The sequence below is a fragment of the Krasilnikovia sp. MM14-A1259 genome, assembly GCF_047159535.1.
In the GTDB taxonomy this organism is placed as follows: domain Bacteria; phylum Actinomycetota; class Actinomycetes; order Mycobacteriales; family Micromonosporaceae; genus Actinoplanes.
In genome coordinates, this window is record NZ_BAAGAJ010000002.1 from 6,372,566 (window position 1) to 6,397,634 (window position 25,069).

At 73.1% G+C, this 25,069-nt stretch carries 22 protein-coding genes; 12 read left to right on the forward strand and 10 right to left on the reverse strand.

Going from position 1 to position 25,069, the window contains the following annotated elements; translation table 11 throughout:
• Positions 1-46: 46 nt before the first annotated feature.
• Positions 47-2,515: a sensor histidine kinase gene (locus ACMCNK_RS29005; protein WP_412739510.1), complete on the forward strand. Its 2,469-nt coding sequence runs from the start codon at positions 47-49 to the stop codon at positions 2,513-2,515.
• A gap of 22 nt (positions 2,516-2,537) precedes the next feature.
• A complete protein-coding gene (locus tag ACMCNK_RS29010) occupies positions 2,538-3,143 on the forward strand; it encodes a DNA-binding response regulator (RefSeq protein ID WP_412739511.1) in 606 nt (201 codons plus the stop codon).
• Positions 3,144-3,227: 84 nt separating this feature from the next.
• On the opposite strand, the gene ACMCNK_RS29015 is transcribed toward ACMCNK_RS29010, so the two are convergent.
• From ACMCNK_RS29015 to ACMCNK_RS29025, 3 genes are read right to left on the reverse strand one after another with little or no spacing between them, the layout of a single operon-like run.
• The gene (locus ACMCNK_RS29015; RefSeq protein ID WP_412739512.1) at positions 3,228-4,751 is read right to left on the reverse strand and encodes a SagB family peptide dehydrogenase; all 1,524 of its coding nucleotides are present in this window, start codon (positions 4,749-4,751) and stop codon (positions 3,228-3,230) included.
• Between the two features lie 21 nt (positions 4,752-4,772).
• Complete coding sequence (locus ACMCNK_RS29020; RefSeq protein WP_412739513.1) at positions 4,773-7,037, reverse strand: TOMM precursor leader peptide-binding protein; 2,265 nt, start codon at positions 7,035-7,037, stop codon at positions 4,773-4,775.
• Positions 7,038-7,046: 9 nt separating this feature from the next.
• Entirely contained in the window at positions 7,047-7,217 is a 171-nt protein-coding gene (locus ACMCNK_RS29025; protein WP_412739514.1) for a hypothetical protein, read from the reverse strand.
• A gap of 317 nt (positions 7,218-7,534) precedes the next feature.
• Here ACMCNK_RS29025 and ACMCNK_RS29030 point away from each other — a divergent pair, with 317 nt between their 5' ends.
• A complete protein-coding gene (locus tag ACMCNK_RS29030) occupies positions 7,535-8,407 on the forward strand; it encodes a LysR substrate-binding domain-containing protein (RefSeq protein WP_412739515.1) in 873 nt (290 codons plus the stop codon).
• A gap of 49 nt (positions 8,408-8,456) precedes the next feature.
• Here the strand turns inward: ACMCNK_RS29030 and ACMCNK_RS29035 are convergent, their stop codons facing one another.
• Genes ACMCNK_RS29035 through ACMCNK_RS29060 form a run of 6 tightly spaced genes read right to left on the reverse strand, consistent with a single transcriptional unit; the run spans position 8,457 to position 15,199 of the window.
• Positions 8,457-9,704 (reverse strand): sulfate adenylyltransferase subunit 1, encoded by a 1,248-nt coding sequence (locus tag ACMCNK_RS29035; RefSeq protein ID WP_412739516.1) that lies wholly within the window; start codon positions 9,702-9,704, stop codon positions 8,457-8,459.
• Complete coding sequence (gene cysD / locus ACMCNK_RS29040) at positions 9,704-10,636, reverse strand: sulfate adenylyltransferase subunit CysD (protein ID WP_412739517.1); 933 nt, start codon at positions 10,634-10,636, stop codon at positions 9,704-9,706. The genes ACMCNK_RS29035 and cysD overlap by 1 nt, the downstream gene beginning before the upstream one ends.
• Positions 10,633-12,543 (reverse strand): M20/M25/M40 family metallo-hydrolase, encoded by a 1,911-nt coding sequence (locus ACMCNK_RS29045; protein ID WP_412739518.1) that lies wholly within the window; start codon positions 12,541-12,543, stop codon positions 10,633-10,635. Before ACMCNK_RS29045 ends, cysD begins: the two co-directional genes overlap by 4 nt.
• A gap of 15 nt (positions 12,544-12,558) precedes the next feature.
• A complete protein-coding gene (locus tag ACMCNK_RS29050; protein ID WP_412739519.1) occupies positions 12,559-13,326 on the reverse strand; it encodes an SDR family NAD(P)-dependent oxidoreductase in 768 nt (255 codons plus the stop codon).
• Between the two features lie 35 nt (positions 13,327-13,361).
• Complete coding sequence (locus tag ACMCNK_RS29055) at positions 13,362-14,282, reverse strand: sulfotransferase (protein ID WP_412739520.1); 921 nt, start codon at positions 14,280-14,282, stop codon at positions 13,362-13,364.
• Positions 14,279-15,199: a family 3 encapsulin nanocompartment shell protein gene (locus tag ACMCNK_RS29060; RefSeq protein ID WP_412739521.1), complete on the reverse strand. Its 921-nt coding sequence runs from the start codon at positions 15,197-15,199 to the stop codon at positions 14,279-14,281. Before ACMCNK_RS29060 ends, ACMCNK_RS29055 begins: the two co-directional genes overlap by 4 nt.
• Before the next feature lie 238 nt (positions 15,200-15,437).
• On the opposite strand from ACMCNK_RS29060, the gene lysW reads away from it, so the two are divergent.
• Genes lysW through ACMCNK_RS29095 form a run of 7 tightly spaced genes read left to right on the forward strand, consistent with a single transcriptional unit; the run spans position 15,438 to position 22,122 of the window.
• Positions 15,438-15,620: a lysine biosynthesis protein LysW gene (lysW, locus tag ACMCNK_RS29065; protein ID WP_412739522.1), complete on the forward strand. Its 183-nt coding sequence runs from the start codon at positions 15,438-15,440 to the stop codon at positions 15,618-15,620.
• Positions 15,621-15,633: 13 nt separating this feature from the next.
• Positions 15,634-16,485 carry a RimK family alpha-L-glutamate ligase gene (locus tag ACMCNK_RS29070; RefSeq protein WP_412739523.1) on the forward strand — a complete coding sequence of 284 codons (852 nt, stop codon included), beginning with the start codon at positions 15,634-15,636 and terminating at the stop codon, positions 16,483-16,485.
• The gene (argC, locus tag ACMCNK_RS29075; protein WP_412739524.1) at positions 16,482-17,507 is read left to right on the forward strand and encodes an N-acetyl-gamma-glutamyl-phosphate reductase; all 1,026 of its coding nucleotides are present in this window, start codon (positions 16,482-16,484) and stop codon (positions 17,505-17,507) included. The genes ACMCNK_RS29070 and argC overlap by 4 nt, the downstream gene beginning before the upstream one ends.
• Before the next feature lie 31 nt (positions 17,508-17,538).
• On the forward strand, positions 17,539-18,417 hold the full coding sequence (locus ACMCNK_RS29080; RefSeq protein ID WP_412739525.1) for a transketolase: 879 nt from the start codon (positions 17,539-17,541) through the stop codon (positions 18,415-18,417).
• Positions 18,414-19,373 carry a transketolase family protein gene (locus ACMCNK_RS29085; RefSeq protein WP_412739526.1) on the forward strand — a complete coding sequence of 320 codons (960 nt, stop codon included), beginning with the start codon at positions 18,414-18,416 and terminating at the stop codon, positions 19,371-19,373. Before ACMCNK_RS29080 ends, ACMCNK_RS29085 begins: the two co-directional genes overlap by 4 nt.
• The gene (locus tag ACMCNK_RS29090; protein ID WP_412739527.1) at positions 19,370-20,974 is read left to right on the forward strand and encodes an AMP-binding protein; all 1,605 of its coding nucleotides are present in this window, start codon (positions 19,370-19,372) and stop codon (positions 20,972-20,974) included. Before ACMCNK_RS29085 ends, ACMCNK_RS29090 begins: the two co-directional genes overlap by 4 nt.
• The gene (locus tag ACMCNK_RS29095; protein ID WP_412739528.1) at positions 20,974-22,122 is read left to right on the forward strand and encodes an acyl-CoA dehydrogenase family protein; all 1,149 of its coding nucleotides are present in this window, start codon (positions 20,974-20,976) and stop codon (positions 22,120-22,122) included. Before ACMCNK_RS29090 ends, ACMCNK_RS29095 begins: the two co-directional genes overlap by 1 nt.
• Positions 22,123-22,165: 43 nt before the next feature.
• On the opposite strand, the gene ACMCNK_RS29100 is transcribed toward ACMCNK_RS29095, so the two are convergent.
• Positions 22,166-22,744, reverse strand: coding sequence for a CGNR zinc finger domain-containing protein (locus tag ACMCNK_RS29100; RefSeq protein ID WP_412739529.1), 579 nt, complete (start codon positions 22,742-22,744; stop codon positions 22,166-22,168).
• Between the two features lie 178 nt (positions 22,745-22,922).
• On the opposite strand from ACMCNK_RS29100, the gene ACMCNK_RS29105 reads away from it, so the two are divergent.
• Positions 22,923-23,945: a ketoacyl-ACP synthase III family protein gene (locus tag ACMCNK_RS29105; RefSeq protein ID WP_412739530.1), complete on the forward strand. Its 1,023-nt coding sequence runs from the start codon at positions 22,923-22,925 to the stop codon at positions 23,943-23,945.
• Between the two features lie 23 nt (positions 23,946-23,968).
• Positions 23,969-25,057: a 3-deoxy-7-phosphoheptulonate synthase gene (locus ACMCNK_RS29110; RefSeq protein ID WP_412739531.1), complete on the forward strand. Its 1,089-nt coding sequence runs from the start codon at positions 23,969-23,971 to the stop codon at positions 25,055-25,057.
• Positions 25,058-25,069: the final 12 nt, after the last annotated feature.

A 25,069-nucleotide genomic window follows, 5' to 3' on the forward strand; every position in this document is an offset into this window, starting at 1 on the left:
ATCCGTGATCCCGGCGGGGTGGGTCGGTGCGCCAGCGGGGGGAACCGTGAATGCAGACCGCCCGCGGAGCCCGCAGCGCGCGCAGCAGCGCCCTGGGGCCGCGGGACACGCGCCGCGCAGCGGGGATGCGGACCCGCGTGACGACAATGCCCGTACCGAGAGCCTGGCCGCGGCCGGCACCGGCCCGGCCGCGCCCCGGGTGGCCCGGGCGGTCATCACCGCGGTGCTTTTCGGCTACGTCCTCAATGCACTGATTTTCGTCTGGCGCGACGGGTCCCGCGGGCTGGCGTTCCTCGCGTTCGCGATCTGCCTTTCGACCGCATTCCTGCTGCAGTACGCCCATTCCACAGCAGACGTTCTGAACTGGTCCGCCCGTCGCCGGATGCTGACACTGAGCGCCCAGGCGGTGGTGACGTTCGTGCCGTTCGCGTGGATCGGGCCGCAAGCCGGGTCCACCGCGGGTTTCCTGGCCGGCTCGATGCTGCTGGCCGTCCCCGGCCGGGTGCGCTGGCTGCTGTTCTCCGCGGTCGGCGCGGGCGTTCTCGTCGTCTCCTACCCGCACCTCGGCCCGGTCGACGTCACTTACAGCGTCTACGTCACCCAGCTCACCGGGCTGATGGTGTACAGCGTCAGCTCCCTGGCGCTGCTGGTCGGGGTCATGTTCGCGGCGCGCGGCGAACTGGCCCGCATGGCCGTCGCCCGCGAACGGCTGCGCGTCGCCCGCGACCTGCACGACCTGCTCGGCTTCAACGTCTCCGCGATCGTGCTCAAGAGCGAGCTGGCGTACCGGCTGCTGCCCGGTGCCGCCGACAAGGCCCGCCAGCAGATCCTCGACACCTCGGAGGTGGCCCGCCGGGCACTGGCCGACGTGCAGGTCGTTGCGGGCGGCCACCGGCCCCTGTCGCTGGCCGCCGAGCTGGCCACCGCCCGGTCCATCCTCACCGCCGCCGAGATCGAGGTGTCCGCGGAGCCGCCGCCCGAGGGGCTGCCCGAGCGCGTCGACACCGTACTGGCGATCGTCCTGCGCGAGGCCGCGACGAACGTGCTGCGGCACTGCAAGGCGCGGTGGTGCCACGTCGAGGCGGTCGTGGACGGCACCCAGGTCCGGCTGCGCGTCGACAACGACGGGCTCACCGGCACGGCCGGCGGGCAGACCGGCGCGGGCGGCGGGTCCGGGCTGGCCAACCTCAGCGGGCGGCTGGCCGGGGTCGGCGGGCGGCTGACCACCCGCGCGGAAGGGGAGTGCTTCCGCCTGATGGCCTGCGCCCCGCTGCCCGCCACCGCCGCCGACCGGGTCCGTACGCATCCCGAGCGGCACGGCCCGGCCGAGCCCGGCGGTCACGACGCCCCCGCCGATGCGGCCGGACCGCCGTGGCACCTGCGGATGGCCCGGCTGATCACGGTGCTGGTGCTCTCCGGGTACGGACTGCTGATCATGGTGAACGTGCTTCCCCTGGCGCCGACCGGCGCCGCGTGGCTGGCGTTCGCCGGGTGTATGGCGGCGCAGGTGATCGTGCAGCTCGTGCTCGCGTTCTGGCCGCCCGGCCCGCGCCGCACGCTGGTCGGGGGCGCCGTGCTGGCGGTGCAGGCGGTGGCCACGGCCCTGCCGCTGCTGTGGATCCCCGGACCGTGGGGTTCCATGGGCGGCTTCCTGGCCGGTTCGGTGCTGCTGGTGGTGCCCGGCTGGTGGCGGTGGGCGGGCTACGGCGCGGTCGGCGTCACCGTGCTCGCGCTGGCCCTGGCGCATCACACGGCCCTGCAGCAGACCGCATACCTGGTGATCTCCACATTGCTCACCGGCCTGGTGGTGTACGGGATCAGCTCCCTGTCCGGCCTGGTGGCCCGGGTGACCCGGGCCCGCGAGGAGGTCGCCCGGCTGGCCGTGACCCAGGAACGGCTGCGGGTGGCCCGGGACCTGCACGGCGCGCTCGGTGACAACCTGTCCGCGATGATCGCCAAGAGCGAGCTGGCGTACCGGGCGTTGCCGGACTCGGCCCAGCGGGCCAAGGACGAGGTCGCCGAGGTGCTGGAGACCGCCCGCCGGGCCGTCGCCGACGTTCGCGCCGCGGCCAGCGGATACCGGCACATGTCGTTCGCCGCGGAACTGAGCTTCGCGGTGTCCACCCTGTCCGCGGCGGGCATCGACGTGCGCGTGCTGGGCCACACCGACGCCGTGCCGGACGAGGTGGACGCGGTGCTGGCGCTGGTGCTGCGGGAGGCGGCCACGAACGTGCTGCGGCACAGCGACGCCGCGATGTGCACGATCGAGGTGGCCGGCGGCTGTCCCGGCGAGGCCCACGCCGAACGCGCCCGATCCGTACGGCTGGAGGTCCGCAACGACGGCGTCCCGCACGGTCCGGTGCCGGATCTGCACGGCGCGACCGGCCTCGGTGACCTGGTGCTGCGGCTGTCCGCCATCGGCGGCCGGGTGAGCGCCGCGGCGGACGGCGCGACGTTCCGGCTCACCGCCGCCGTACCCGTTACGATGCCGACGCCGGCGGGCTGGGTCGCCTGATGGTGTGGGAGGGGAGTCGCCGGTGCTGAGGATCCTGCTGGCCGAGGACGTGCACATGGTCCGCGGCGCCCTGGTCGCCCTGCTCGACATGGAGTCGGACCTGACGGTCGTGGCGCAGGTCAGCAGCGGCGACAAGATCGTGCCGATGGCGCTGGAGACCCAGCCGGACGTGGCCGTCATCGACGTCGACCTGCCCGTGGTGGACGGGCTGTCGGCCGCGGCGGAACTGCACACCCGGCTGCCACGTTGCAAGACGCTGATCCTGACCGGGATGGGCCGTCCCGGCACGCTGCGCCGGGCCATGTCGGTCTCCGTCTCGGGCTTCCTGCTCAAGGACGCACCGCCGGAACGGCTCGCTCAGGCGGTCCGTGAGGTGGCCGCCGGGCGGCGCATCGTGGACCCGCAACTGGCGGTGTCGGCGTGGGACGTGGGGGAGATCCCGCTGTCCGGGCGTGAGATCCAGGTGCTGCGGCTGGCGGCGGGCGGGGCGGAACCGCCGGAGATCGCCGCGGTGATGCACGTGTCCGTCGGCACGGTCCGCAACTACTTGACCCGGATCGTCACCAAGCTCAACGCCCGCAACCGGGTCGACGCGATCCGCATCGCCACCGAGGCCGGCTGGATCTGAACGAAGCCCTGGCCGGGTGGTGGGTGTCAGCGGACCGTACTCGTCGTGCACGACGCGGGCCATGGCCGGCGGCGTCCGGCCGGCTCAGAGCAGGCCGGTCCGGGCGCGGGCCGGCCAGTCCGCGTCGTTGACGGGCCGACGGCCCGGCACGGGCTCCTCCGGCCGGTGCGCCGGGTGCCCGACCACGAACTCGCCGACTGTGGACTCGGCGCGCCAGTCCAGCCCGAACACGCGCGGGGATGTCTCCACGTCGCCGCTGTCCAGCCGGCACGTCCCCAGGCCCATCGCGGTGGCCACCAGGGTCAGGGTCTGGGTCAGCGCGCCCACGTTCTTCAGCACCAGCGAGTAGCTCAGGCCGTCGTACTTCCAGGACAGTCGCCGGAACCGGGCGGTGATCGTGAGCAGACTGGGCGGACTGGTGCTGAGGTTCGCCGCGACCCGGGCCGTGCCGAGCAGCTCGTCCACGTCCGCGGACCGGACCTCGATGGGTTCCAGCGCGTGGGCGAGGGGGTCGTAGTGGTACACCCCGCGGGTCAGGCCCGCACATCGGTCCACGGTCAGGTACACCTCCAGCTCGTACGATTCGCCCCCGGCCAGGTACGGACGGTCGCTGGCGGCAGGCTCCTCGGGAGCCCCGCCCGGTTCGTTCGCATTGCGGCCCAGCGAGCGCACCCGTGCGGTGCGATACAGCAGCTCGCCCAGCTGGTCGACGGTCACCGGCTCGGTGGCGTAGTGCCGGTACGACTGACTGGCCTCGATCGCCACGGTCAGTGGCGTGTCGTCCGCGACCAGGTCGTCCCACTTCGGGCGGGCCAGCCGGATCGGGTGCCGGGTCAAGGGCGGCTTCACCGTGGGTTCCACGTTGCCCCGCTCACCGGCCGGATACGTGGCGCCGAAGTCGTGGTCGTGGCGCCCCAGCGTGGACCGGGTGTGGAACATCAGGTCGACCGGCCGCCAGGTGGCCAGCACGGGATCGGAGTCCTCCGCGAACTCCGCCGGCCGGAACGCGTCCGAACTGGCCGCCTCCACGACCATCCCGGCCGCCATCAGGTGGTGGATCAGCACGAGGGTGGCCGGTGCCACGCGCGCCGGGTCGACCGGGCGCATCAGCGGGCCGAGCTGGGCCATCGCCTCCGGGCGGTGCAGGATCACCCGGTGCAGCGACAGCGGTGACTCGACCACGAACGAGTTGCCGTCGCTGCGGATCAGCGCGAACCGCGACAACCGCACCGGCTCGGTCAGCGGACCGGTGGGCAGCCGGAACCGGGCCTGCGGGGTGAGCGGGACGACCGACACCAGCGGTTGCTCCCGGTCCACTCCGAACGAGCGGACCACGAGGTGCGGCACCCGGTCCAGCAGCCGGGCGAGCTGCCGCCGGTCGGTGTCGTCGCGGATGACGTTGTCCAGCGAGATCGGTCCCAGGCTCATCCGGCGCATCGCCTCCAGCACCGCGGGACGCGGGCGCGGCAGGGTGGTGTCCTCCCATCGGCTGTGCACCACCACGGTCTCGCCGGGCGGGTCGATCGTCTCCAGGTACACGTCCTCCCGGAACGACCACAGCGGGAAACGCGGCCTGGGCTCGTCGTGGTGGACTGCGGAGTCGGCCATCGTCGTACTCCTGGTTCGTGCTCACAGAAACAGCGGAACGGGATTCAGGTCCTCGTACGCGACCGGCGTCGCGCGGCGGCCCAGCAGCACGGGCACGTCGTACAAGCGGCCGGGGGCGAATCGGGCCCAGAAGTGGCGCAGCCCAGGGATGATCACCTTGGCCACGGGCATGCCGACATCCGGTCGGGTCTGGTCCAGGACCAGGACCTCCAGCCCCCGCCCGGCCGCCAGCGCGGTGAGGTGTTGCAGGTCGGCGTGCAGGTCGTCGTGCGGCTGGTAGCCGTACCCGGCCCGGTCACGGGGCTGCTGCGCCGGGTCGGGCAGCAGGTAGGGCTGGTTGTCCACGGTGGCGTGCTGCCACCAGTGGCGCAGGTGCGCGGAGCTCTCGTCGTAGCCGGAACCGTCCGGGCGGGCCCCGGCGACCGCGGGCATCAGCTGCCCCAGCTCGGTCAGGGCGCGGCGCAGGGCCACGTGCGGGTCGAGGTGGGCGCCGAAGCCGAGCATGATGTCCTGCGCGGGCTTGTCCACCCGCCGGGACACCGCGGCCAGTACGGGTACGCCGAAGTCGGCGGTGACGTCCAGGACCCAGATCTCGCGGCCGATGCTCGCGTACTGGCGGCGGAGCTGGGTGAGCCACGGGTCGTAGAAGGAATCCAGGTCCACCGCGGGATGCCGGGTGCGGTTGTACCACCACAGCGCGACGGCGTCGCGTTCGATCAGCTCCAGGGTGCCCTGCACGACCGCGTCCTCCAGGCTGGCCCCGGCCGCGTTGCCGTTGGAGGTGGCGCGCAGCGCGCGGTGGCCGTCGCGGCGGAAGTACAGCAGGTCGGTGGGGATCAGCCGGTGCCGGGATCCGGTCAGCGACCAGACCGGCGTCCAGTCCAGCACCTCGTGGTCGTCGAACGGTTCGGGCACGTGCTGGAAGTGCATCGACCGGGCGTTCCACGCGGTGCGGTCGCGGTACTGGCGGGCGTCGAACAGCTGGCACGCGTCCGGGTGCACCGCCCACTCGCCGAGCTCGCGGAAGCTGGCCCGTACGGTCGGCTCGTCGCCCAGCCGCGACCCGCAGTACCGTTCGACCGCCTCGCACAGCGCGCCCACCCGGGCCTCCAGGTCGGTGCCGCCCTTGCCGCCCGCCTGCTGGCGCAGCCCGGCCCGCATGGCGGGCATGCTGTCGGCCGTGACGGCCAGATTCGGGCCGGACACGTACGCGTGCAGGAACGCGGGGCCGCGGTCGTCGCGGCGGATCGGATCGGTGATGCCGGTCAGCGGATCCGCCAGATGCCGGTGGCGGTCCCACATCTGCTCGGTGGTCAGCGCCCGGTGACCGTTGCCGGCCTCCCCGGACTTGGGCCTGGTGACCAGCGCGACCGGGCGGCGTACCTGCGTGGTGACCAGGCCGGGGTCGCCGCATGCGGCGCATTGCGGGCGCCGCTGGACGGGGTGGGCGGCACCGGCCAGGGTGAGGGTGTCCCAGGTCCACAGTGCGTCCTGCCGGTCGTCGCGCCAGCCGGCCAGCCATTTGCCGGTCTCCAACGCGGTCAGGTGCAGGCCCAGGGCGCGGGTCAGCGCCAGCGACACCTCGGGCAGGTCGGCGGTGGGTCCTTCGCCGCCCGTGCTGCGCAGCCACGCGTCACCGCGGCGGCGGCCGCGCAGCCGGGCGGCCAGGCAGCTCCAGCACGCGCCGCCGGGCTGGAACACCGGGCCGATCCACACGTCGACGCCGGTCGGCTTGGCGAGCAGCCACGGGCGGCCGGTGACGAGCTGGGCGGCGTTGACCCGCTCCAGTTCCGGGTCGAGGTAGTCGGCGCACAGCACCAGCGAGAACGCCACCGCGGCGGTGTCGTCCGCGACGACCGTGAGCCCGAGCGCGCCCAGCGCGTCGGCCGTGGCGGCCGCGTCGACGCCGCCGAGCGTGACGAGCCGGACCGGGGTGGCGCTCAGCGCGGCCAGCGCGTCGTCCGCGTCCAGTCCGGCCAGATCCCAGTACGCCTCGGCGGCCGCGTCCGTGTTCGCGGTGACCGGGCGGCGCCGGCCGACCAGGTTCGCCGCGCTCAGGCTGCCCAGCAACTGGCCCAGCCGGTCGGGCGGGATGACCGAGGCGATCTCCTGCTGTACCTCGGCGAGGCTGCGGGTGCCGTCGAGCAGCGGTGCGAGGACCTCGATCTGGCCCCCGGACACCGCCACGGTGCCGCGCGCCGAGCTCAGGTACACGGCCTCGCCCGGGACCTCGGCGGCGCGCAGGTGGCGCTTGAAGCCGATCAGCGGTGACGTGACGCCGTCCATGGCCGCCGCTCAGATGCAGAAGGTCCAGGCCGCGGTGGCGGCCTTCGGGTGGTCCAGGTCCTCGATCACGAGGTCGCCGACGCGCAGGCCGGTCTCCGCAACGAGCGTCCCGAAGCCGAATTCGCGGGTCAGCCCGTCGGTGTCGGCGGCGGTGACGAGGTAATCGGTCAAAGTGTTCATGGGTTTCCCCCCTCGTTCTCGATTGGCTGGGAAAATCCTGCTGGAATGACCTGCTCCGGCGATAGTGTCTGCCGCATCAATCGGATGTGAAGATTTCACATCCGGCCGATGGTGCCGTGTGTATAGATGTGTGCCGCGCCCGGGCTACCATCGTCGGCACCAGGTGCAGGTGCGCTGGTACGAGCAGCTCCCGGCACCCGAGAACCGTCAATTACCTGACTTTCCCCAGTCGTATTTCAGCAGTCGTATTTCGGCGCCGATCTAATCGGTGGCAGGAGTGTCGCGCCCATTTTGCCGAGGCTCGGATAGAGGATCCCATGTACTACGATTTGCAGATAAACAGATTGCGCGCCCTGGTGACGGTCGTCGAACTGGGCGGATTCCGGAAAGCGGCCGAGGCGTTGCACATCACCCAGCCCGCGGTCAGCCAGCAGATCCGCCAGCTCGGCAGCCTGCTCAAGGGCCCGGTGTTCCTGTCCACCGGCCGGGAGCTGCGGCTCAGCCCGCAGGGCGAGGAACTGCTCGGGTACGCCCGCCGCATCGTCGCGCTCAACGACGAGGCGGTGGACCGGTTCATGCCGCCGGCCGGGCACATGCGGCTGTCCATCGGGGTCGGCGACCAGCTCGCCGACGTGCTGCCGGAGATCCTGCGCTCGCTGACCCACGGCATGCCGCAGGCCCGGATCAGCGTGCGTACCGGCCTGAGCGAGTCCCTCGAGGGGCAGGTCGCCAGCGGGCACCTGGACCTGGCGTTGCTGCTGCAGCCGCGCCCGCAACGCACCACCGCGACCAGCCACGAACTGGGCCGCATGCGGATGGACTGGTTCGGCCGGCCCGCGAACGGCAAGGGCGCGCTGCCGCTGACCCTGTTCACCGAGCCGTGCACGATGCGGCGGCGCATCGTCGAGGTGCTCAACGCGTCCGAGGTGCCGTGGCGGGTCGCGTACGAGGGGGCCGAACTGGTCGGGCTGCGCGCGGCCACCAAGGCGGGCCTGGGTGTCGCGTGCCTGATCGCCAACGGCGACGAGCTGTGGGACCTGCCCCGCACCACGCGTACGGACCTGCCCGAGCCGCCCGGACCGATCCCGGTCACGATGGCGGTCTCCAGCGGGGCCACCGCGGTCGGTTTCGTGCGCACCGCCCGCCGGGCGCTGCAGAACGCGCTGCACGGGTACCCGTTCGCCGAATGAGGGTTCGAGTCGGGGCGACGACTCGAACCCTCTTTCGACGAGCCGGTGCTCAGTGAGTAACGATGCCGGCGGCGAGGGTGGCTCCGCCGTCCGGGTCGACCAGCAGGCAGGACCCGGTCTGCCGCGACGTCGCGTACGTGTCCAGCACCACCGGCTGTGCGGTGCGCAGCAGCACCCGGCCGATCTCGTTGACCGCCAGCCGGTCCGCGCCGGGCGCGCAGCTCAAGTCGCCCAGTTCCGGGCTGGGCTCGACGTCCTGCACCACCGCGGGCACCGAGCGGGTGCCGTGGCGCAACTCCACCTTTTCACCGACCCGCAACGGCCGGTCGTCGAGCTGGCACACCGTGGCCCGTACCTCGCTGACCGGCTCGGGGGCGGTGTGCGCGGGGGCGATCAGGTCGCCCCGGCCGACCTCCACGTCGTCGGCGAGACGGACGGACACCGACTGCGGGGCCCACGCCATGGGTACGCTCGTGCCGAGCAGGTCGATGGCGGCCACGGTGGTGCTGCGGCACTCCGGCAGCACGGTCACCCGTTCGCCGACCCGCAGCACCCCGCCGGCGAGCTGCCCGGCGTACGCGCGGTGGCGGCCGGAGCGGATCACGTACTGGACCGGCAGGCGCATCGGTGACCCCACCAGGTCGTCGCCGGACGCGACGGTCTCCAGCAGTTCGAGGATCGTGGGGCCGCCGTACCACGGCATGGTGTCCGCGGGCGTGGCGACGTTGTCGCCGTCGGCCGCGGACACCGGGATCGCGGTGACCGCCGCGATCTCGCTCAGGCCCACGTCCTCGGCGAGGGTGGCGAAGTCGGCGGCGATCGCGGCGAACGTGGCCTCGTCGTACCCGACCAGGTCCATCTTGTTCACCGCGAGCACCACGTGCGGCACCCGCAGCAGCGCGGCCACGGCGGCGTGCCGCCGGGTCTGCGTGACGATGCCCTTGCGTGCGTCCACCAGCAGGATCAGCAGCTCCGCGGTCGAGGCCCCGGTGACCATGTTGCGGGTGTACTGCACGTGACCCGGGGTGTCGGCGAGGATGAAACGCCGCTTGCCGGTGGCGAAGTACCGGTACGCCACGTCGATCGTGATGCCCTGCTCCCGTTCGGCGCGCAGACCGTCGGTGAGCAGGGCCAGATCGGCGGCTCCCGCGCCGTGCCGGCGCCGCGACGCCTCCTCGACCGCGGCGAGCTGATCGGCGAGTACGGACTTGGAGTCGTACAGCAGGCGGCCCACCAGGGTGGACTTGCCGTCGTCCACGGAACCGGCCGTGGCGACACGCAGCAACGACGTCGGCATCAGAAGTACCCCTCCCGTTTGCGATCCTCCATGGCCGCCTCCGACGACTGGTCGTCGGCGCGGGTCGCGCCGCGCTCGGTGACCCGGCACGCGGCGATCTCGTCGATCACCTCCCACACGGTCGCGGCGGACGAGTCCACCGCCCCGGTGCAGGACATGTCGCCGACCGTGCGGTAGCGCACCGTGCGGCGTTGCACCGGCTCGCCCGGCCTCGGGCCGCCCCAGTCGCCGGCGGCCAGCCACATGCCGCCGCGCCGGAACACCTCCCGCTCGTGCGCGTAGTACAGCGACGGCAACGCGATGGCCTCCCGCGCGATGTACTGCCACACGTCCAGCTCGGTGAAGTTCGACAGCGGGAACACCCGCAGATGCTCGCCGGGGTGGTGACGGCCGTTGTACAGGCTCCACAGCTCCGGGCGCTGGCGGCGCGGATCCCACCCGCCGAACTCGTCGCGCAGCGAGAACACCCGTTCCTTCGCGCGGGCCTTCTCCTCGTCGCGCCGCCCGCCGCCGAGGACCGCGTCGAACCGGTTCGCCTCGACGGCCTCCAGCAGCGGTACGGTCTGCAACCGGTTGCGCCCACCGCCGGGCGACTCGGCGAGCTGCCCCCGGTCGATGTAGTCCTGCACGGACGCCACGTGCAGCCGGAACCGGCCGCGCGCCACCACCTCGTCGCGGTACGCCAGCACCTCCGGGAAGTTGTGCCCGGTGTCGACGTGCAGCAGCTCGAACGGCACCGGCGCCGGGGCGAACGCCTTGACCGCCAGGTGCAGCATCACCACGGAGTCCTTGCCGCCGGAGAACAACAGCACCGGGCGGGCGAACTGGCCCGCGGTCTCCCGCAGGATGTGCACCGCCTCGGCCTCCAGCACGTCCAGGTGGGAGAGCCGGGACGGCTGCGCCGTCTCGGCCCGGACAGCCATCGTCGTCATCTCAATGTCCTTTCCTCGCGTGCCGGGACCGGCCATCCGCCGGGCGGCGGCGTCCCGTCGTACATCCACTCGGTGACCGCCCGGGCCAGCACGTCGCGGGCGCGGCGCACCTCGGCGGCCTCGATCCGCTCGTCCGGGGTGTGGTCCAGCGCGGCGTCCCCGGGCCCGTACGCGACCATCGGCACGTCGCGCCACGTGGTGGCCAGCGTGTTCATGTCGCTGCTGCCCTTCTTGGCCAGGAACCGCGGGGCGATCTCCGCGGCCCGGAACGCCCGGGAGAACGCCCGTACCAGCGGGGTGCTGCGGGCGGTGAGCATGCCCGGGGTCGCGCGCAGGACCTCGGCGCAGGCGGGCGCGGCCGCCTCGGTCACCGCCGCGGTCAGCGCTGCCAGGTCGGCGCCGGGCGGCACGCGTACGTCGAGGACGGCCTCGCCGATCTGCCGGTCGCCGCCGTTGACCGCGTGGACGCCCAGCACGGCCTGCAACGCGTCCGGTGCGGCCTGCGCGATCCGTTCGCGCAGGCCCGCCAGGATCGTCACGAGCCGGTCCGCGGCGGTGCTGACGCCCTGCCCTGCCGTGTGCCCGACCGGGTGGGACAGCGTCAGCCGCACCTTGAGCAGGCCGTAGTAGCCGATGGTCAGCGCGGCGGAGCCGCTGGGTTCGCCCACGATCACCGCGTCCGCGGGATAGTGGTCGCGGGCGAAGAACGCGCCCGCCGCGGTGTTCTCCTCCTGCACCGCGCCGACGACCCGGACCTGCACCCCGTCCGGGACCGGCAGATCCACGAGCGTCTCCAGGTACGTGACGAGGCTGCCCTTGGCGTCGACGCAGCCGCGCCCGGACAACGTGTCGCCGTCCCATCCGGCCGGCCACCGGTACGGCACCGTGTCCAGGTGGCCCAGCAGCAGCAGGCGCCGGGGCCCGTGCCCGCGCGTGCCGACGAGGTTTCCGGCCGCGTCGATGTGCGCGTCCACGCCGTGCCCGGTGCACCAGTCCATCAGGTACTCGGCGAGTTCCTGCTCGTCGCGCGACACCGACGAGATCTCCACCGCCCGGCCCAGCAGTTCCAGGTCCGCGCCCGGCGCCGCGGTACGCCAGAACCGCGTCCCCGACGCCGGGGCGAGCATGTGCGGCCCGGTGATCGCCACGTCCGCGGCCCCGGTCAGGGCGATCTCGGCGGCCCGGACCTTCTGCCGCATCCGTCCCTTGGCGAGCGGGGCGCCGTCTCCGGGCAGTGCGTCCGGGATCCGGCTGCTCAGGTCGTCCGGGTCGCCGAGCAGGCCGGGGGTGCCGGTGACCAGCCGCAGATGGTCGGCGTCCAGGGCGTTCGCCAGTTCCGCGGCGAGCACGTCGGCGTCCACGTTGAGCGGCCCGCCGTCGTCCACGTCCCCGGCGGGCGGGCTGACACACACCACGTCGTACGCCTGCAGCAGCAGCCGCAGCCGGTCGGTGGCGACGTCCGCGACCGTGCCCGCCCGGTGGTCGCGGACCACGGTGAGCCGGCCGTCGCGCACGGCCCGCAGCGGCGGGTTGGCGCGGGCCCGCACCAGTTCACCGTCCGCGGCGACCGCGGCGAACGTCACGAGTCCCCGATCCGCGAGCGCCTGCTGCACGTGGGGCAGCGTGACCTGCCGGTACGCGGCCACGATGTGCGCCATCTCGTCCGGCGGGCAGTACCTGACCTCGTCGCCGTTGCGCAGTTCCAGCGTGCGCATCGGGCGGCCGATCTGGGCGTAGTGCCGGGCGATCCCGGCCGCGCCGCCCGCCACCACGAGCACCCGCGCCCCGCGCCGCCGGATCACCGCGATTTCGTCGAACACGTTGCTGTGGTCGAGGCTCGCGCTGCCCACCTTGACGACGTACAGCGCCGCCTGACGGGTCCCGGCAACCTCACCGAGTACGGACATGTGCCTGCTCCCTTGTCAGATGCCGCGGGTGTTGCCGCCGTCGATCACCTGGACCGTGCCGGTGACGTACGAGGCCTGGTCGCTGGCGAGGAAGGCGGCCAGCGCGCCGAAGTCCGCCACGTCGCCGATGCGGCGCATCGGGATGTGCCGGGCCACCCGGGCGATCTCCGCGTCCACGTCCGCGCCGAACTGCTCGTCGAGGATCGGGGTGCGGTGGAAGCCGGGTGCCAGCACGTTGACCGTGACGCCGCTGGGCCCGAGCGCGTGCACGAGACCCTTCATGTAGCCGAGCAGCCCGAGCCGGGCCACCGAGGACAGGCCGCTGGCCGGGTCGGGCTGGCGTACCGCCTCCGAGGTGATCATCAGCAGGCGGCCCCAGCCGCTCTTCTTGACCAGCGGCAGCGCGGCCAGCGTGATGCTGACGTGCGGGATCAGGTTCGTCTCGATGGCTTCGCGGTAGTCGCAGACCCCGAAGCTCTCCACCGGACCGAACTGCACCCCGCCCGAGTTGGTCACCACGATGTGCAGAGCGCCGAACGTCTCGGCGGTCTGGCGTACCCACGCCGCCGCGGCCCGCTCGTCGCGCACGTCGACCGGGACGCTGAGCACGTCACCCTTGGCCACGCTGCTGATCTCGGCGTGGGCGCGGGCCAGGCGGCCCGCGTTGCGGCCGCAGATCGACACGTGTGCGCCCTCCGCGGCCAGGGTCTTCGCCACGGCCAGGCCGAGGCCGCTGCTCGACGCGGCCACGAGCGCGACGCGACCCTCCAGACCCAGGTCCATGAGTCGGCTTCCTTCCTTGATTTCGGTACGGGACGTCAGCGGGCCGGCACCGCGGGGTAGCCGTACCGGGCCAGGACCGGCAGGGCGGGTGCGGTGGCGGCGGCCTTTTCCGGTACGGACAGTCCGGTGCGCCACCGCTCGTCGGCGCGGATGACGGTCTCGCCGGACGACAGGCGGTCCGGGTTGCCGGTGACGGTGTGGTTGACGCCGAGCGCGACCCGCCCGGCGGCGTCCACCGGCGGTTCCCCGTCCAGCCTCGCGAACCGCATCACCCGGGCCACGGTCTCCCGCGGTGCGGCGCACAGGTCCTCGTGCCGGATCCGCAGGTACCGTTCGCCCCCGGCGCGGCCCACCAGCTCCGACATCAGGTTGAACGCGGTCCAGAACCCGCTGCTGCGAGCCGGGTGCATCGGGTCGATGTACGCCTTGGCCCGCTTGTACGAGAACGCGGTGGCCCGCGGATCCCGCACGATGTGCAGCACCCGGACGTCCACATCGGAGCGACCGAGCAGCGCCGCGGCCTCGGCCGGGTATTTCGAGCCGTCCACGATCAGGCGTTCGCCGCCGCGTTCGGCGAGCAGCGCGTAGATCCCGGCGCTGCGGCCGACCGCCTCGGTGACCCCGGCCGCGGGTGCGACCGTGCCGCGGGACTCGGCGAGCCGGGCCCGGACGTGCCGGGTCCGCAGGTGGGCCCGTTGCAGCCGGACCATCCGGCGGGCGACCTCGGCGGTGCCCGCGCCGCTGTCGGCCAGCACGGACGACCACAGCTCGCACGCGGTGACCGGGGCGCCGCATCCGCAGGTGGAGTTCGTGCCGTCGCCGAGGACGCCGTTGCGCCACAGGTAGTGCATCTCCCCGACGTGCAGCACCCCGGGCAGTTCACCGAGGACGTTGCCGAGCAGGGTGCTGCCGCTGCGGGTCCAGCCGGTCAGGTACAGCACGCGGGGGCGCGTCACGACGACGCGCCGAGCGTGAGCGCCAGCAGGTGCTGCGGCAGGTGCACGGCCAGGCCGACGCGGGAGGTGGCCTCGACGACGTCGGCGCCGGCCGTACCGGCACCGCGGTGCAGGGTGATGCTCGCCCGGCCGGGCAGCAGCAGGGTCAGCGCGGCCCGGAAGTCGCCGAGCAGCAGCGTGTCGCGGGGCATCATCCGGGTCCGGGACACGGTGATCCCGGCGAGCTGCAACCGGCCCAGGGCGCCGCTGCGAACGAGCTCCCAGTACACGGCGGGGTGCGCGACGATGCCGTCGCACGAGCCGCCGGTCTCCTCCACCTCGGCCGCGGCGGCGGTCACCGCGGTCGCCAGGTCGCCGCGGTCCGCGGTGTCGCTGCGGATGCCGGGCAGCTGCAGCAGGCCCTGGATCGCCCCGTCCGGCGTGCCGTGCAGCAGCGACTGGTTCTCCAGCACGGACAGCCGGACCAGGACCCGCAGGTCCACGAACGTCGCGAGCAGGTCGGGGTGGGCGAGGATGCCGTCGGGCAGGGTCACCGTGACCGTGAGGTCGGTCAGCCGGGTGGTGTCCAGCCGGAGGGCGAACGCGGCTTCCGGGGTGGCGGCGTACGAGGTGCCCGTGGTGGTGAGGCCGCCGCGGGGCGGCTCGTACACGTGGGGGGCGGGGGCGTCCGGCACGGACAGGGTCTTGAGCAGGTGGCGGACGGTGTACCGGGGCCGGGAGGCGAACAGCGGGAACGCGGCGGGCAGGTGGATCCCGAACGGGACGCTCAGGTCACCGCCCCCCGTGGCGTCGCGTACCGCGGCGGCGAACGTCTCGCCCGGGGTTCGCTCGCCGACCGACGGCTGCGCGGTGGACGGTCCGGTGCCGGCCGATGTGGACACGACGCCATGGCCGTTCGGATTCGTTGTGGTCAGCACTCGGCGCTCCTTTCGGGATCGCTGCGAGGAATGGATTCGCAAACACTAGAACCGATCGGGCGAAGATGTACCGCGGCGGCAAGAAGGAATGCTTATACTGGGCCGGTATCGCGGGTTATTGCGACCCCGATAAGCGGATCCGCTCATTCTGAGCAGCGCATTTTATTGGCGATTCCCGGCCTTCACCATTTACGGTTTGGCTCAGCCCGACCATTTCGATCGTGAACCGAGGATCATCATGCCGAAGCTCATGTACGCCCTGGAATGCCCGGAATGCAACGCCGAGGTGGCGGTCGACCCGGAGTCCCGGGTCAGCGAGATCGTCGAATGCCCGGACTGCCGGATCGAACTCGAGATCGCCTCCATGGACCCGCCCAGCCTGACCCCGGCCCCCGAGGTCGAGCAGGACTGGGGCGAGTAGGCGGACGCTGACGATGACTGACGGACCACGCCTCGGCGTACTCGCCTCGCGGGTGCGGTACGAGGAGAAGCAGATCATGGCCGCGCTGGACCGGCGCGGCGCCGCATTCACGCTCCTCGACCCCCGTACGTTGTTCGTCGCCGGCGAATGGACCGGCCCGGACGTGGTCCTCAACCGCGAGGTGGGCCACTTCCGGGCCCTGTACGCGGCGAGCGCGCTCGAATCGGCCGGGGCGGTGGTGCTCAACAGCGCCGCCGCCACCCACATCAGCGGCGACAAGTGGCACACGTCCGCGGCCCTGGCCGCCCGTGGCCTGCCCACCCCGCGCACCGCGCTGGCCGTGGCGCCGGAAGCGGCCCTGGCCGCGTGCGAGCAGATCGGATACCCGGCGGTGGTCAAACCGCTCGTCGGGTCCTGGGGGCGGCTGGTCACCCGGCTGCCCGACCGGGCCACGGCCGAGGCGGTGCTGGAACACGTCGCCGCCCTGCCCTCGCCCCAATCCCACGTCATCTACCTGCAGGAACTCATGTCCACCGCCGACCGGGACCTGCGTGTCGTGGTCGTCGACGGTCAGGCCCTCGGGGCCACGTACCGGCGCGGCACGCAGTGGCGCACCAACGTGGCCCGCGGGGCGACCAGCGAACCGTGCACGCTCACCGGCGAGGTAGCGAAGCTGGCCGTGGCCGCCGCGGACGCGGTCGGCGCGGACATCGCGGGCGTCGACCTCATCGAGGACACCGACGGCCGGCTGGTCGTACTGGAGGTCAACGACCGGGTCGAGTTCCGCGGATTCCAGTCCGCCCACCCCGGCGTGGACGTCGCGGACGCCATGGCGGGACTGCTGATCAGGAGGGCCCAACCATGATCCGCGTTGCGGTCGTCGGCGCCGCCGGGTACATCGGTGGCGAACTGCTGCGCATCCTCATCGGACACCCCGGGGTGGAGGTCGCCGCGGCCACCTCCCGCCAACTGCACGGGCGCCCGGTCGACGGGGTGCACCCCAACCTGCGGGGCCGGACCCGGCTCACGTTCTGCGCCGTGGACCGGCTCGACCACTACGACGCGATCTTCCTGGCCACCCCGCACCGGGAGACGATGGCGCAGATGCCGGAGTTCCTGCGGCTGGCCGACACCGTGATCGACCTGTCCGCCGACTTCCGGCTGCGCTGCACCGACGCGTACGAGCAGTACTACGGGGTGCCGCACGCGGCGCCGCAGCTGCTGGATACGTTCGTGCCGGGGGTGCCGGAGCTGTACCGGGACCGGCTGCGCACCGCCGACCGGATCAGTGTGCACGGGTGCATGGCCAACGCGGGGATCCTCGCGTTGGTGCCGCTGGCCGAGGCCGGGCTGATCACCGGGGAGATCACCGTGGACGCGCGTACCGGGTCGTCCGGCGCGGGCGCCCGGGCCGGCTCGGAGAACCTGCACGCCGAACGCAGCGGCGCCCTGCGCGTGTTCGCTCCGACCCGGCACCGGCACGAGGCGGAGATGGCACAGGCGACCGGCCTGGCCGTACGCATGACCGCCACCGGGGTCGAAGCGGTGCGGGGGGTGCAACTGGTGTGCCGGGCCGCGGTCACCGACGCCGCCGACGAGCGCACGATCCGCGCCGCCTACCGCGCCCGGTACGCCAAGGAGCCGTTCGTGCGGGTAGTCGCACACCGCCGGGGCCACCACCGGTTCCCCGACGCGAAGATCCTGTCCGGGTCGAACTTCTGCGACGTCGGCTTCGCGCTGGAGCCGGGCGCCCCGCACGTCACGCTGATCGCCGCGCTGGACAACCTCGTCAAGGGCGGCGCGGGCAACGCCGTGCAATGCCTCAACATCCGCTTCGGCCAGCCCGAGACCGCCGGTCTGGAGTTCACCGGCCTGCACCCCAACTGAGCCGGCCTGCACCCCAACTGAGGAGGAGACCATGATCACCACCACCCTGCCGGGCGGGCCGGACGCCCTGGACCTCGACGACCCGGTGACCGGTACCGCCGACCTGCGGGCCGCGGCCCTGCGCATCCGGCGGCACATCGTCGACATGTGCGCCGGACCGGAAGGCGGCCACCTCGGCGGCTCCATGTCCCTCGTGGAGATCCTGGCCACCCTGTACCTGCGGGTACTGCGGATCGACCCGCAACGTCCCGGCCACCCGGGCCGCGACATCCTGCTGCTCAGCAAGGGTCACGGCGGCATCGCCCTGTACGCGACGCTGTGCGAGGCCGGGTTCTTCCCACCCGAGGTCCTCGCCGGGTACGGCCAACGCGGCAGCCCGCTGATGGCCCACCCGCACCCCGAGATCCCCGGCGTGGAGATGCCCTCCGGCTCCCTCGGGCACGGCCTGGCGCTGGGCGTCGGGTTCGCCCTGGGCGCCCGCCTCGACGGCACCGACCGGCGCACGGTCGTCGTCATGGGCGACGGCGAGCTGCAGGAGGGTTCCGTGTGGGAGGCCGCGTCGGTCGCCGCCCACCACCGGCTCGGCAACCTGCTCGCGGTCGTCGACCGCAACGGGCTGCAGATCACCGGACGCACCGAGACGGTGGACGCGCTGGAGCCACTGGCCGACCGGTGGCGTGCGTTCGGCTGGCGGGTGCTGGAGGCCGACGGCCACGACGTCGACGAGCTGACCGCTGCGTTCGACGGGGCGGCGGCCGACCGGCCCACGGTGGTCCTCGCGCACACCGTCAAGGGCAAGGGGCTGCCGTTCATCGAGGGCCAGGCCCGCAGTCACTACGCTCGGCTGGGGGAGCGGCAGCAGCAGCGGGCCCACGCGGTGCTCCGGGCGGCCGAAAGGGGCCGATCATGACCGCGGCCGCCGTTGTCCGCTCGTCCCGTGAGGTGTATCGGGACCTGCTCGCCGAGCTGCTGCCGGCCGACGACCGGCTGGTGTGCCTGGACAGTGACACCGGCCTGTTCGACGGTGTCGACTTCGGCGCCGCGGCCCACCGCTACCTGAACGTCGGCATCGCCGAGCACACGCTGATGGGCGCGGCCGCGGGCCTGGCCCGTACCGGGCGCATCCCGGTGGTGAACACCATGGCCGCGTTCGCGGCGTCCCGGGCGATCGAAGCCGTGAAGATCGATATCGCGCTGAACAATCTGCCCGTGCGCATCATGGCCACCCACTCCGGGGTGTCCGCGGGGCATCTCGGACCCACCCACCACGCGCTGGAGGACCTGGCCGTGCTGCGGGCCCTGCCCAACCTCACCGTCGTCGTGCCCGCGGATGCCGCCTCCACCGAGGACCTGGTGCGTCAGGCCCTGGACCGGCCCGGTCCGGTGTACGTGCGGCTCGGCCGCAACGCCACCCCCGACCTGCCACCCGGCCCGCCGGTACGCCTCGGCGAGGCGCAGGTGCTGCGCTGGGGCACGGACGTCACGCTGGCCGCCTGCGGCCCGTACCCGGTGCATGCGGCGCTGGACGCCGCGGATCTGCTCGACGCGGACGGCATCGACGCGACCGTCCTGCACGTGCACACGGTCAAGCCGCTGGACGCCGAGACGTTGCTCGCCGTGGTACGGCCCGGCGGCACGGTCGTCACGGTCGAGGAGCACTGGCGTGCCGGGGGTTTCGGCTCCGCGGTCGCCGAGACCCTCACCGAGCACATCCCGGTACGGGTCCACCGGGTCGCCATGCCGGACGCGTTCGTGCCGGTCGCGGGCGACCAGAAGTACCTGCTGGAGCGCGCCGGGGTCGGTGCGCTCACCGTTGCCGCCCGGGCCCGCGCGGCCCTGGCCCGCCCGAGGAGGGCCGTGCGATGACCGTCACCGAGGACGCACTGCAGTACCGGGCGAAGGGCTGGTGGCGGCGCGAGACCGTGCTCGACGACCTGCGCCGGGCGGTCGCCCGGCACCCGGACAAGCCCGCGTTCGTCTGCTATCAGGACGGCGGGGTCGTGGAGCTGACGTACGCGGAACTGTCCCGGCGGGTGGAGCTGATCGCCGGGAACCTGCACCGGCTCGGCGCCCGCCGCGGCGACGTCGTCACGCTGCAACTGCCCAACTCGTGGCAGCTGGTCGCGGCGATCCTGGCGTGCGCCCGGATCGGCGCGGTCGCCGGCCCGGTCGTGCCGATCATGCGGCGCCGCGAGGTGGAGTTCATGACCCGGCTCACGGCCAGCCCGATCTACCTGGCCGCGGCGAGCTTTTCCGGCTTCTCGTACGCGGAGATGAGCGCCGAGGTGGCCGCGGCCGTGCCGACGCTGCGGCACCGGGTGCTGATCGGCGGTGGGCCCGGCGCCCTGGACTTCGACGCCGAACTGCTCGCCCCGGTCAGCCCCGCGCCGCGGGCGGACGAGGCGGGGCCGGACGACCCGGCGCAGGTCGTGTTCACCTCGGGCACCACGGGCGAACCGAAGGGCGTGGTGCACAGCCACAACACGCTGTACTCGATGAACAAGGCCCAGGCGGACGTGCTCGGCCTGACCGGCGACGAAGTCACCGCGATGGGTTCGCCCACCACCCATCAGGCCGGCTACACGTGGAACCTGGTGATGCCGCTGCTGCTGGGCGCGACCGCGGTGCACGTGGACGCGTGGCATCCGCAGCGGATGCTGGCGATCCTGCAGCAGCGGCGGGTCACGTTCTTCATGGGTGCACCCACGTTCCTGTCCGACCTGATCGAGGCGCAGCGCGACGACCCGCACGACCTGTCCGCGCTGCACTCGTTCGCCACCGGCAGCGCGCCGATCGCGCCGACGCTGGTCGAGCAGGCCGACGCCGTACTCGGCTGCCGGGTCTACGCGCTGTGGGGGATGAGCGAGAACGGCTGCGTGACCATCACCCGGCCGCACGACCCGCCGCTGCGGGCCGCGCAGAGCGACGGCACGGTCGTGCCGGGCATGCGGGTGCGCATCGTGGACGGCCGCACCGGCGGCCCGGTCCGGCCGGGAGGTTCCGGCCTCCTTCAGGTACGCGGCTCCGCCCAGTGCCTCGGCTACTACCGCCGCCCCGAGCTGTACGCGGCGTCGACGAGCCCGGACGGCTGGTTCGACACCGGGGATCTGGCCCGCGACGACGGGCACGGCGGCATCCGGATCAGTGGCCGGGTCAAGGACATCATCGTGCGCGGCGGGGAGAACATCCCGGTCCTGGAGGTGGAGGCGGCGCTGCTGCGGCACGCCGAGATCCGGGACGTGGCCGTGGTCGGGTACGCCGACGACCGGCTGGGGGAGCGGGCGTGTGCGGTGCTGGTGGTCCGGGACCGGCCGCTGGACGTGGCTGACCTGCGGGTTCACCTGGCCGGGCTCGGAATGGCCAAGCAGTACTGGCCGGAGCGGGTGGAGGTCGTCGACGCGCTGCCGCGTACCCCGTCCGGGAAGGTGCAGAAGTTCGTGCTGCGGGACCGGTTGGGGGTGCGGTGATGGACGACGAGCTCACGCCGGAGCAGCGGATCCTGGCCAAGCGGGTCCGCGCGTTCGCGGCCGACCGGGTCGGCCCGTACCGGGCTGCCGCGGACCGCAGCGGCGAGTACCGGCCGGGCCTGCTCGCGGACCTGGCCGCCGAAGGCCTGTTCGCGGTACGCATCCCCCGCGCGTACGGCGGGCAGGAGCTGGACGCGGTCAGCGCCGGGATCGTGCTGGAGGAGCTGGCCGCAGCGGACCTGTCGGTGTGCTATCCGGTGCTCAACGCGGCCCTGGTCGGTGGCGTGCTGGCGGCCAACGGCACCCCCGATCAGCTGGCCCGGTGGTTGCCGCCGATCGCGGCCGGGGAGTCGATCCTCACGCTCGCGCTGACCGAGCCGGGGCACGGCACGGACGCCGCCGCAATCGAGATGCGCGCCGAGCCGGACTCCGCCGGCGGCTGGGTGCTGACCGGTGAGAAGGCGTCCATCATGGTCACCGCGTACGCCACGCACAGCCTGGTCTTCGCCCGTACCGGGGAGCCGGGGCCGCGGGGCATCACCGCGTTCTTCGTGGACCTGCGCGACCCGCGGGTGAGCCGGGAACGGCACCGCGATCTGGGCTGCCGTTCCGGTGGCCGGGGCCGGATCGTGTTCGACGGGTTGCGCGTCGGTGCGGACGCCGTGGTGGGCCGGCCCGGGGCCGGGTTCGTCGAGGTGATGCGCGGGTTCGGGGTGTCGCGGGCACTGATCGCGCTGATGGCGATCGCGGTGGGCCGGGCCGCGTTGGACGAGGCGGTCGCGTACGCGGGGCGGCGCGAGGCGTTCGGCAAGCGGCTCGGGCAGTTCCAGTCCGTGGCGTTCCCGCTGGTGGAGCATCACACGATGCTGCACGCGGCGCGGCTGGTGGCGTATCAGGCGTTGCGGGCGGCGGACGCGGGCCAGGATCCGCGGATCCCGGCGAACATGGCGAAGTGGTGGGCGCCGAAGGCGGCGATGGAGGCGGTCCACCAGGCGCTGCTGACGCTGGGGCAGCTCGGCTGGTCGGAGGACGGCCCGGTGGCGCAGCGGCTGCGCGACGTGATCGGGCTGCAGCTCGCGGACGGCACCGCGGCCGCCACGAAGCTGGTCGTGGCCCGGGCGCTGCTGGGCCGGGAGAGCGCGCCGTAGCCCGGTGCCGTCCCGCAGGACCCCGTCGGTGCCGCCGGCGGGGTCAGTGCCGTGCCGCGGCCTCCGCCGTGCCGTGCCGGTACGTGTGCATCTTCGCCCGCGTGCCGCACACCGCCATCGAACACCAGCGACTGGACCGGTTGCGGGAGCGGTCGTAGAACACCCACTCGCAGCGGTGCTCGCTGCACGCCTTGAGGCGCTGCCAGGACCCGTCGGCGACCGCGGCGACCACCCGGGCCAGGATCATCGCGAGCGCGCCCCGCACGTCGGACTGGGCCGGGTGCAGTACCGGGCCGCTGTCGTCGGTGTCGAAGCCGACCACCAGCGGGCAGTCGCGGGACACGTGCTCCACGGTGCGGCGGGCGGCCGGGTCGGGGGCGGCGCCGTTGTTCTCCCGCAGCAGGGCGCGCAGCGCCTCGCGCAACGCGACCGCCCGGCGCAGGTCCAGATCGTCCACACCGGAGGGTGGAGTGGCCAATCCGTTGCGGTCGAGCCAGCGGGCGAAGCCCGCGGTGGTGGCGAGCTCGTCGGGCCCGAACTCCACGTTGATGCTGTTGAGGAACGACTGCACCAGGGCGAGCGGCCCCGGGGCCACGGCCCTGTCTCCGGGTTGTCGCTGCATGGCCACCACCTTACTGACGAATAACGGACACCGGTAGTGCGTTGTGCGGGGCGCTGCATCGGGGTTTCCGTTTATCACGCGAGAAGAACCGCTAATCACCGGATCATTGTTCGCTCCAGTGTTACCACTCTACCGTTGTTACCGGTAACGCACCGACTGGACAGGGGAGAGGATCGCGATGCAGTTCGACGACATCTGGATCGCCGGAACCGGCGCTGCGCTCGGCGAGCGCGTGCCGATCGAGCGGGCGGTCGCGGACGGCTCGTACCCCGCCGACGCCGCCGCGAGCACCGGCATGGTCTCGTACGCGGATGCCCGGCACGCCCCGCCCGAGCTGGCCGTCGCCGCGGGCCGCCAGGCCATCAAAGAGGCCGCGAACGCCGGCACCGTCGTCGGCGCCGACGCGCTGCACCTGCACAGCCACGGCTACTTCCAGGGCATCGACATGTGGCCCGCCGCCTGCTGGATCGCCGGGCGGCTGCTCGGCGCCCAGCTCACCGGGATGCCGCTGACCGTCTCCGCCGCCTCCAACGGCAGCCTGGCGAGCCTGGAACTCGCCGCCGGACTGCTCACCGCCCGGCCCGACCTGCCCGCCGCGCTGCTCACCCTGGCGGACCGCTTCGCCCCGCCGGTCGACCGGTTCCACCTGTCGCCCGGCATGGTCTTCGGCGACGGCGGCGCCGCCGCGGTCGTGTCGCGAACCGGCGGGCCGCTGCGCCTGGTGTCGGTGGTGTCCGAGGCGGACACCGACCTGGAGGGCCTCTCCCGCGGCGACGAGCCGTTCGGCACCGTGCCGTACCAGCACACCGACACCCGCAAGCGCACCCGCGAGTTCCTGGCCAAGGGCGAGCTGTCGCTGCGCGACGTACGCCAACGCTCCGCGACCCGCACCCGCAGCGTGGTCGACCGCGCGCTCGCCGAGGCGGGCCTTTCGATCGAGCAGGTCGACTGGTACTGCCCGCCGTTCGTGGGCAAGGCACTGATGGCCGACAGTTTCCTGCGCCCGCTGCCCGGGCAGCCGCGCAACCTGCTCACCGACCTGGGCCTGACCACCGGCCACCTCGGACCGGCCGACGGCGTCTACGCCCTGCACCACCTCGTCACCACGAACCTGCTGCGGCCGGGTGCCACCGTGCTCCTCGTCGGCACCGGCATGGGCTTCACCTTCTCCGCGGCCGTACTCGCGGCCGACGGCGGCTGACCCCCATGGGAAGGAACATCGCAATGCACCTGCTCGCCGATACCGTTCCGCGCTTCGCCGCGGTCGACCTACTGCCCACTCCCGCGCAACTGCGCGACGAGATCCCCCTGCCGTTGCGCGCCGGCAACGCCGTGCACCAGGCCCGTGACGCCATCACCCGGGTGCTGCACGGTACGGACGACCGCCTGGTCGTCGTCGCCGGGCCGTGCTCGGTGCACGACCCCGCCGCCGCCCTGTCGTACGCCGAACGCCTGCTCGCCCTCGCCGACCGCACCGCCGACGACGTGATCGTCGTGATGCGCGTGTACGTGGAGAAGCCCCGTACCCGGCTGGGTTGGAAGGGCCTGGTCAGCGACCCGGACCTGAACGGCTCGGACGACCTGGGCGGCGGCCTGCGCCTGTCGCGCCGCCTCATGGTCGAGATCGCGAACGCCGGCCTGCCGGTCGCCTGCGAATTCCTCGACCCGGTGCCGCACCGCTACCTGTCCGACGCGGTGTCCTGGAGCTGCATCGGCGCCCGTACGGTGCAGAGCCCGGTGCACCGGCAGTTCGCCAGCGGCCTGCACATGCCGGTCGGCATCAAGAACGCCACGAACGGCGGGGTGGAGGACGCGGTCGACGCCATCGTCACCGCGTCGCGCGGGCACGTCTTCCCCGGCATCACCGAGGACGGGCAGGCCGCCGTGGTGGCCACCACCGGCAACCCCGACTGTCACGTCGTGCTGCGCGGGGGCAGCGACGGCCCGAACTACACGTCCGCGCACGTCGCACGCGCCCTCGGCCTGCTCGGCGCGGCCGGGCTGCCGCCCCGGGTGTTCATCGACGCCAGCCACGGCAACAGCGGCAAGGACCACCGCCGCCAGGCTGCGGTGGTCGCCGACATCGCCGGGCAGGTCGAAGACGGCCAGCACGGCATCGCCGGGGTGATGCTGGAAAGCTTCATCGTCCCCGGCCGCCAGGAACTCGTGCTGGGCGAGGCGCACCGGCTCACGTTCGGGCAGAGCGTCACGGACGCCTGCGTCGGATGGCGCGAGACCGTGCGCATGGTCGAACAACTCGCCCGCGCCGCCGCCGCGCGACGGCCCGTCCACCGGTCCGCGCTCGCCGCGTAGGGCCGCACCCGC

Excerpts from the sequence above, each read along its gene's own strand:
- ACMCNK_RS29015 (WP_412739512.1), bottom strand. The coding sequence starts at position 4,751 with ATGGCCGACTCCGCAGTCCACCACGACGAGCCCAGGCCGCGTTTCCCG.
- ACMCNK_RS29020 (WP_412739513.1), bottom strand. The coding sequence starts at position 7,037 with ATGGACGGCGTCACGTCACCGCTGATCGGCTTCAAGCGCCACCTGCGC.
- ACMCNK_RS29025 (WP_412739514.1), bottom strand. The coding sequence starts at position 7,217 with ATGAACACTTTGACCGATTACCTCGTCACCGCCGCCGACACCGACGGG.
- ACMCNK_RS29030 (WP_412739515.1), top strand. The coding sequence starts at position 7,535 with ATGTACTACGATTTGCAGATAAACAGATTGCGCGCCCTGGTGACGGTC.
- ACMCNK_RS29035 (WP_412739516.1), bottom strand. The coding sequence starts at position 9,704 with ATGCCGACGTCGTTGCTGCGTGTCGCCACGGCCGGTTCCGTGGACGAC.
- cysD (WP_412739517.1), bottom strand. The coding sequence starts at position 10,636 with ATGACGACGATGGCTGTCCGGGCCGAGACGGCGCAGCCGTCCCGGCTC.
- ACMCNK_RS29045 (WP_412739518.1), bottom strand. The coding sequence starts at position 12,543 with ATGTCCGTACTCGGTGAGGTTGCCGGGACCCGTCAGGCGGCGCTGTAC.
- ACMCNK_RS29050 (WP_412739519.1), bottom strand. The coding sequence starts at position 13,326 with ATGGACCTGGGTCTGGAGGGTCGCGTCGCGCTCGTGGCCGCGTCGAGC.
- lysW (WP_412739522.1), top strand. The coding sequence starts at position 15,438 with ATGCCGAAGCTCATGTACGCCCTGGAATGCCCGGAATGCAACGCCGAG.
- ACMCNK_RS29070 (WP_412739523.1), top strand. The coding sequence starts at position 15,634 with ATGACTGACGGACCACGCCTCGGCGTACTCGCCTCGCGGGTGCGGTAC.
- argC (WP_412739524.1), top strand. The coding sequence starts at position 16,482 with ATGATCCGCGTTGCGGTCGTCGGCGCCGCCGGGTACATCGGTGGCGAA.
- ACMCNK_RS29080 (WP_412739525.1), top strand. The coding sequence starts at position 17,539 with ATGATCACCACCACCCTGCCGGGCGGGCCGGACGCCCTGGACCTCGAC.
- ACMCNK_RS29085 (WP_412739526.1), top strand. The coding sequence starts at position 18,414 with ATGACCGCGGCCGCCGTTGTCCGCTCGTCCCGTGAGGTGTATCGGGAC.
- ACMCNK_RS29090 (WP_412739527.1), top strand. The coding sequence starts at position 19,370 with ATGACCGTCACCGAGGACGCACTGCAGTACCGGGCGAAGGGCTGGTGG.
- ACMCNK_RS29095 (WP_412739528.1), top strand. The coding sequence starts at position 20,974 with ATGGACGACGAGCTCACGCCGGAGCAGCGGATCCTGGCCAAGCGGGTC.
- ACMCNK_RS29100 (WP_412739529.1), bottom strand. The coding sequence starts at position 22,744 with ATGCAGCGACAACCCGGAGACAGGGCCGTGGCCCCGGGGCCGCTCGCC.
- ACMCNK_RS29105 (WP_412739530.1), top strand. The coding sequence starts at position 22,923 with ATGCAGTTCGACGACATCTGGATCGCCGGAACCGGCGCTGCGCTCGGC.
- ACMCNK_RS29110 (WP_412739531.1), top strand. The coding sequence starts at position 23,969 with ATGCACCTGCTCGCCGATACCGTTCCGCGCTTCGCCGCGGTCGACCTA.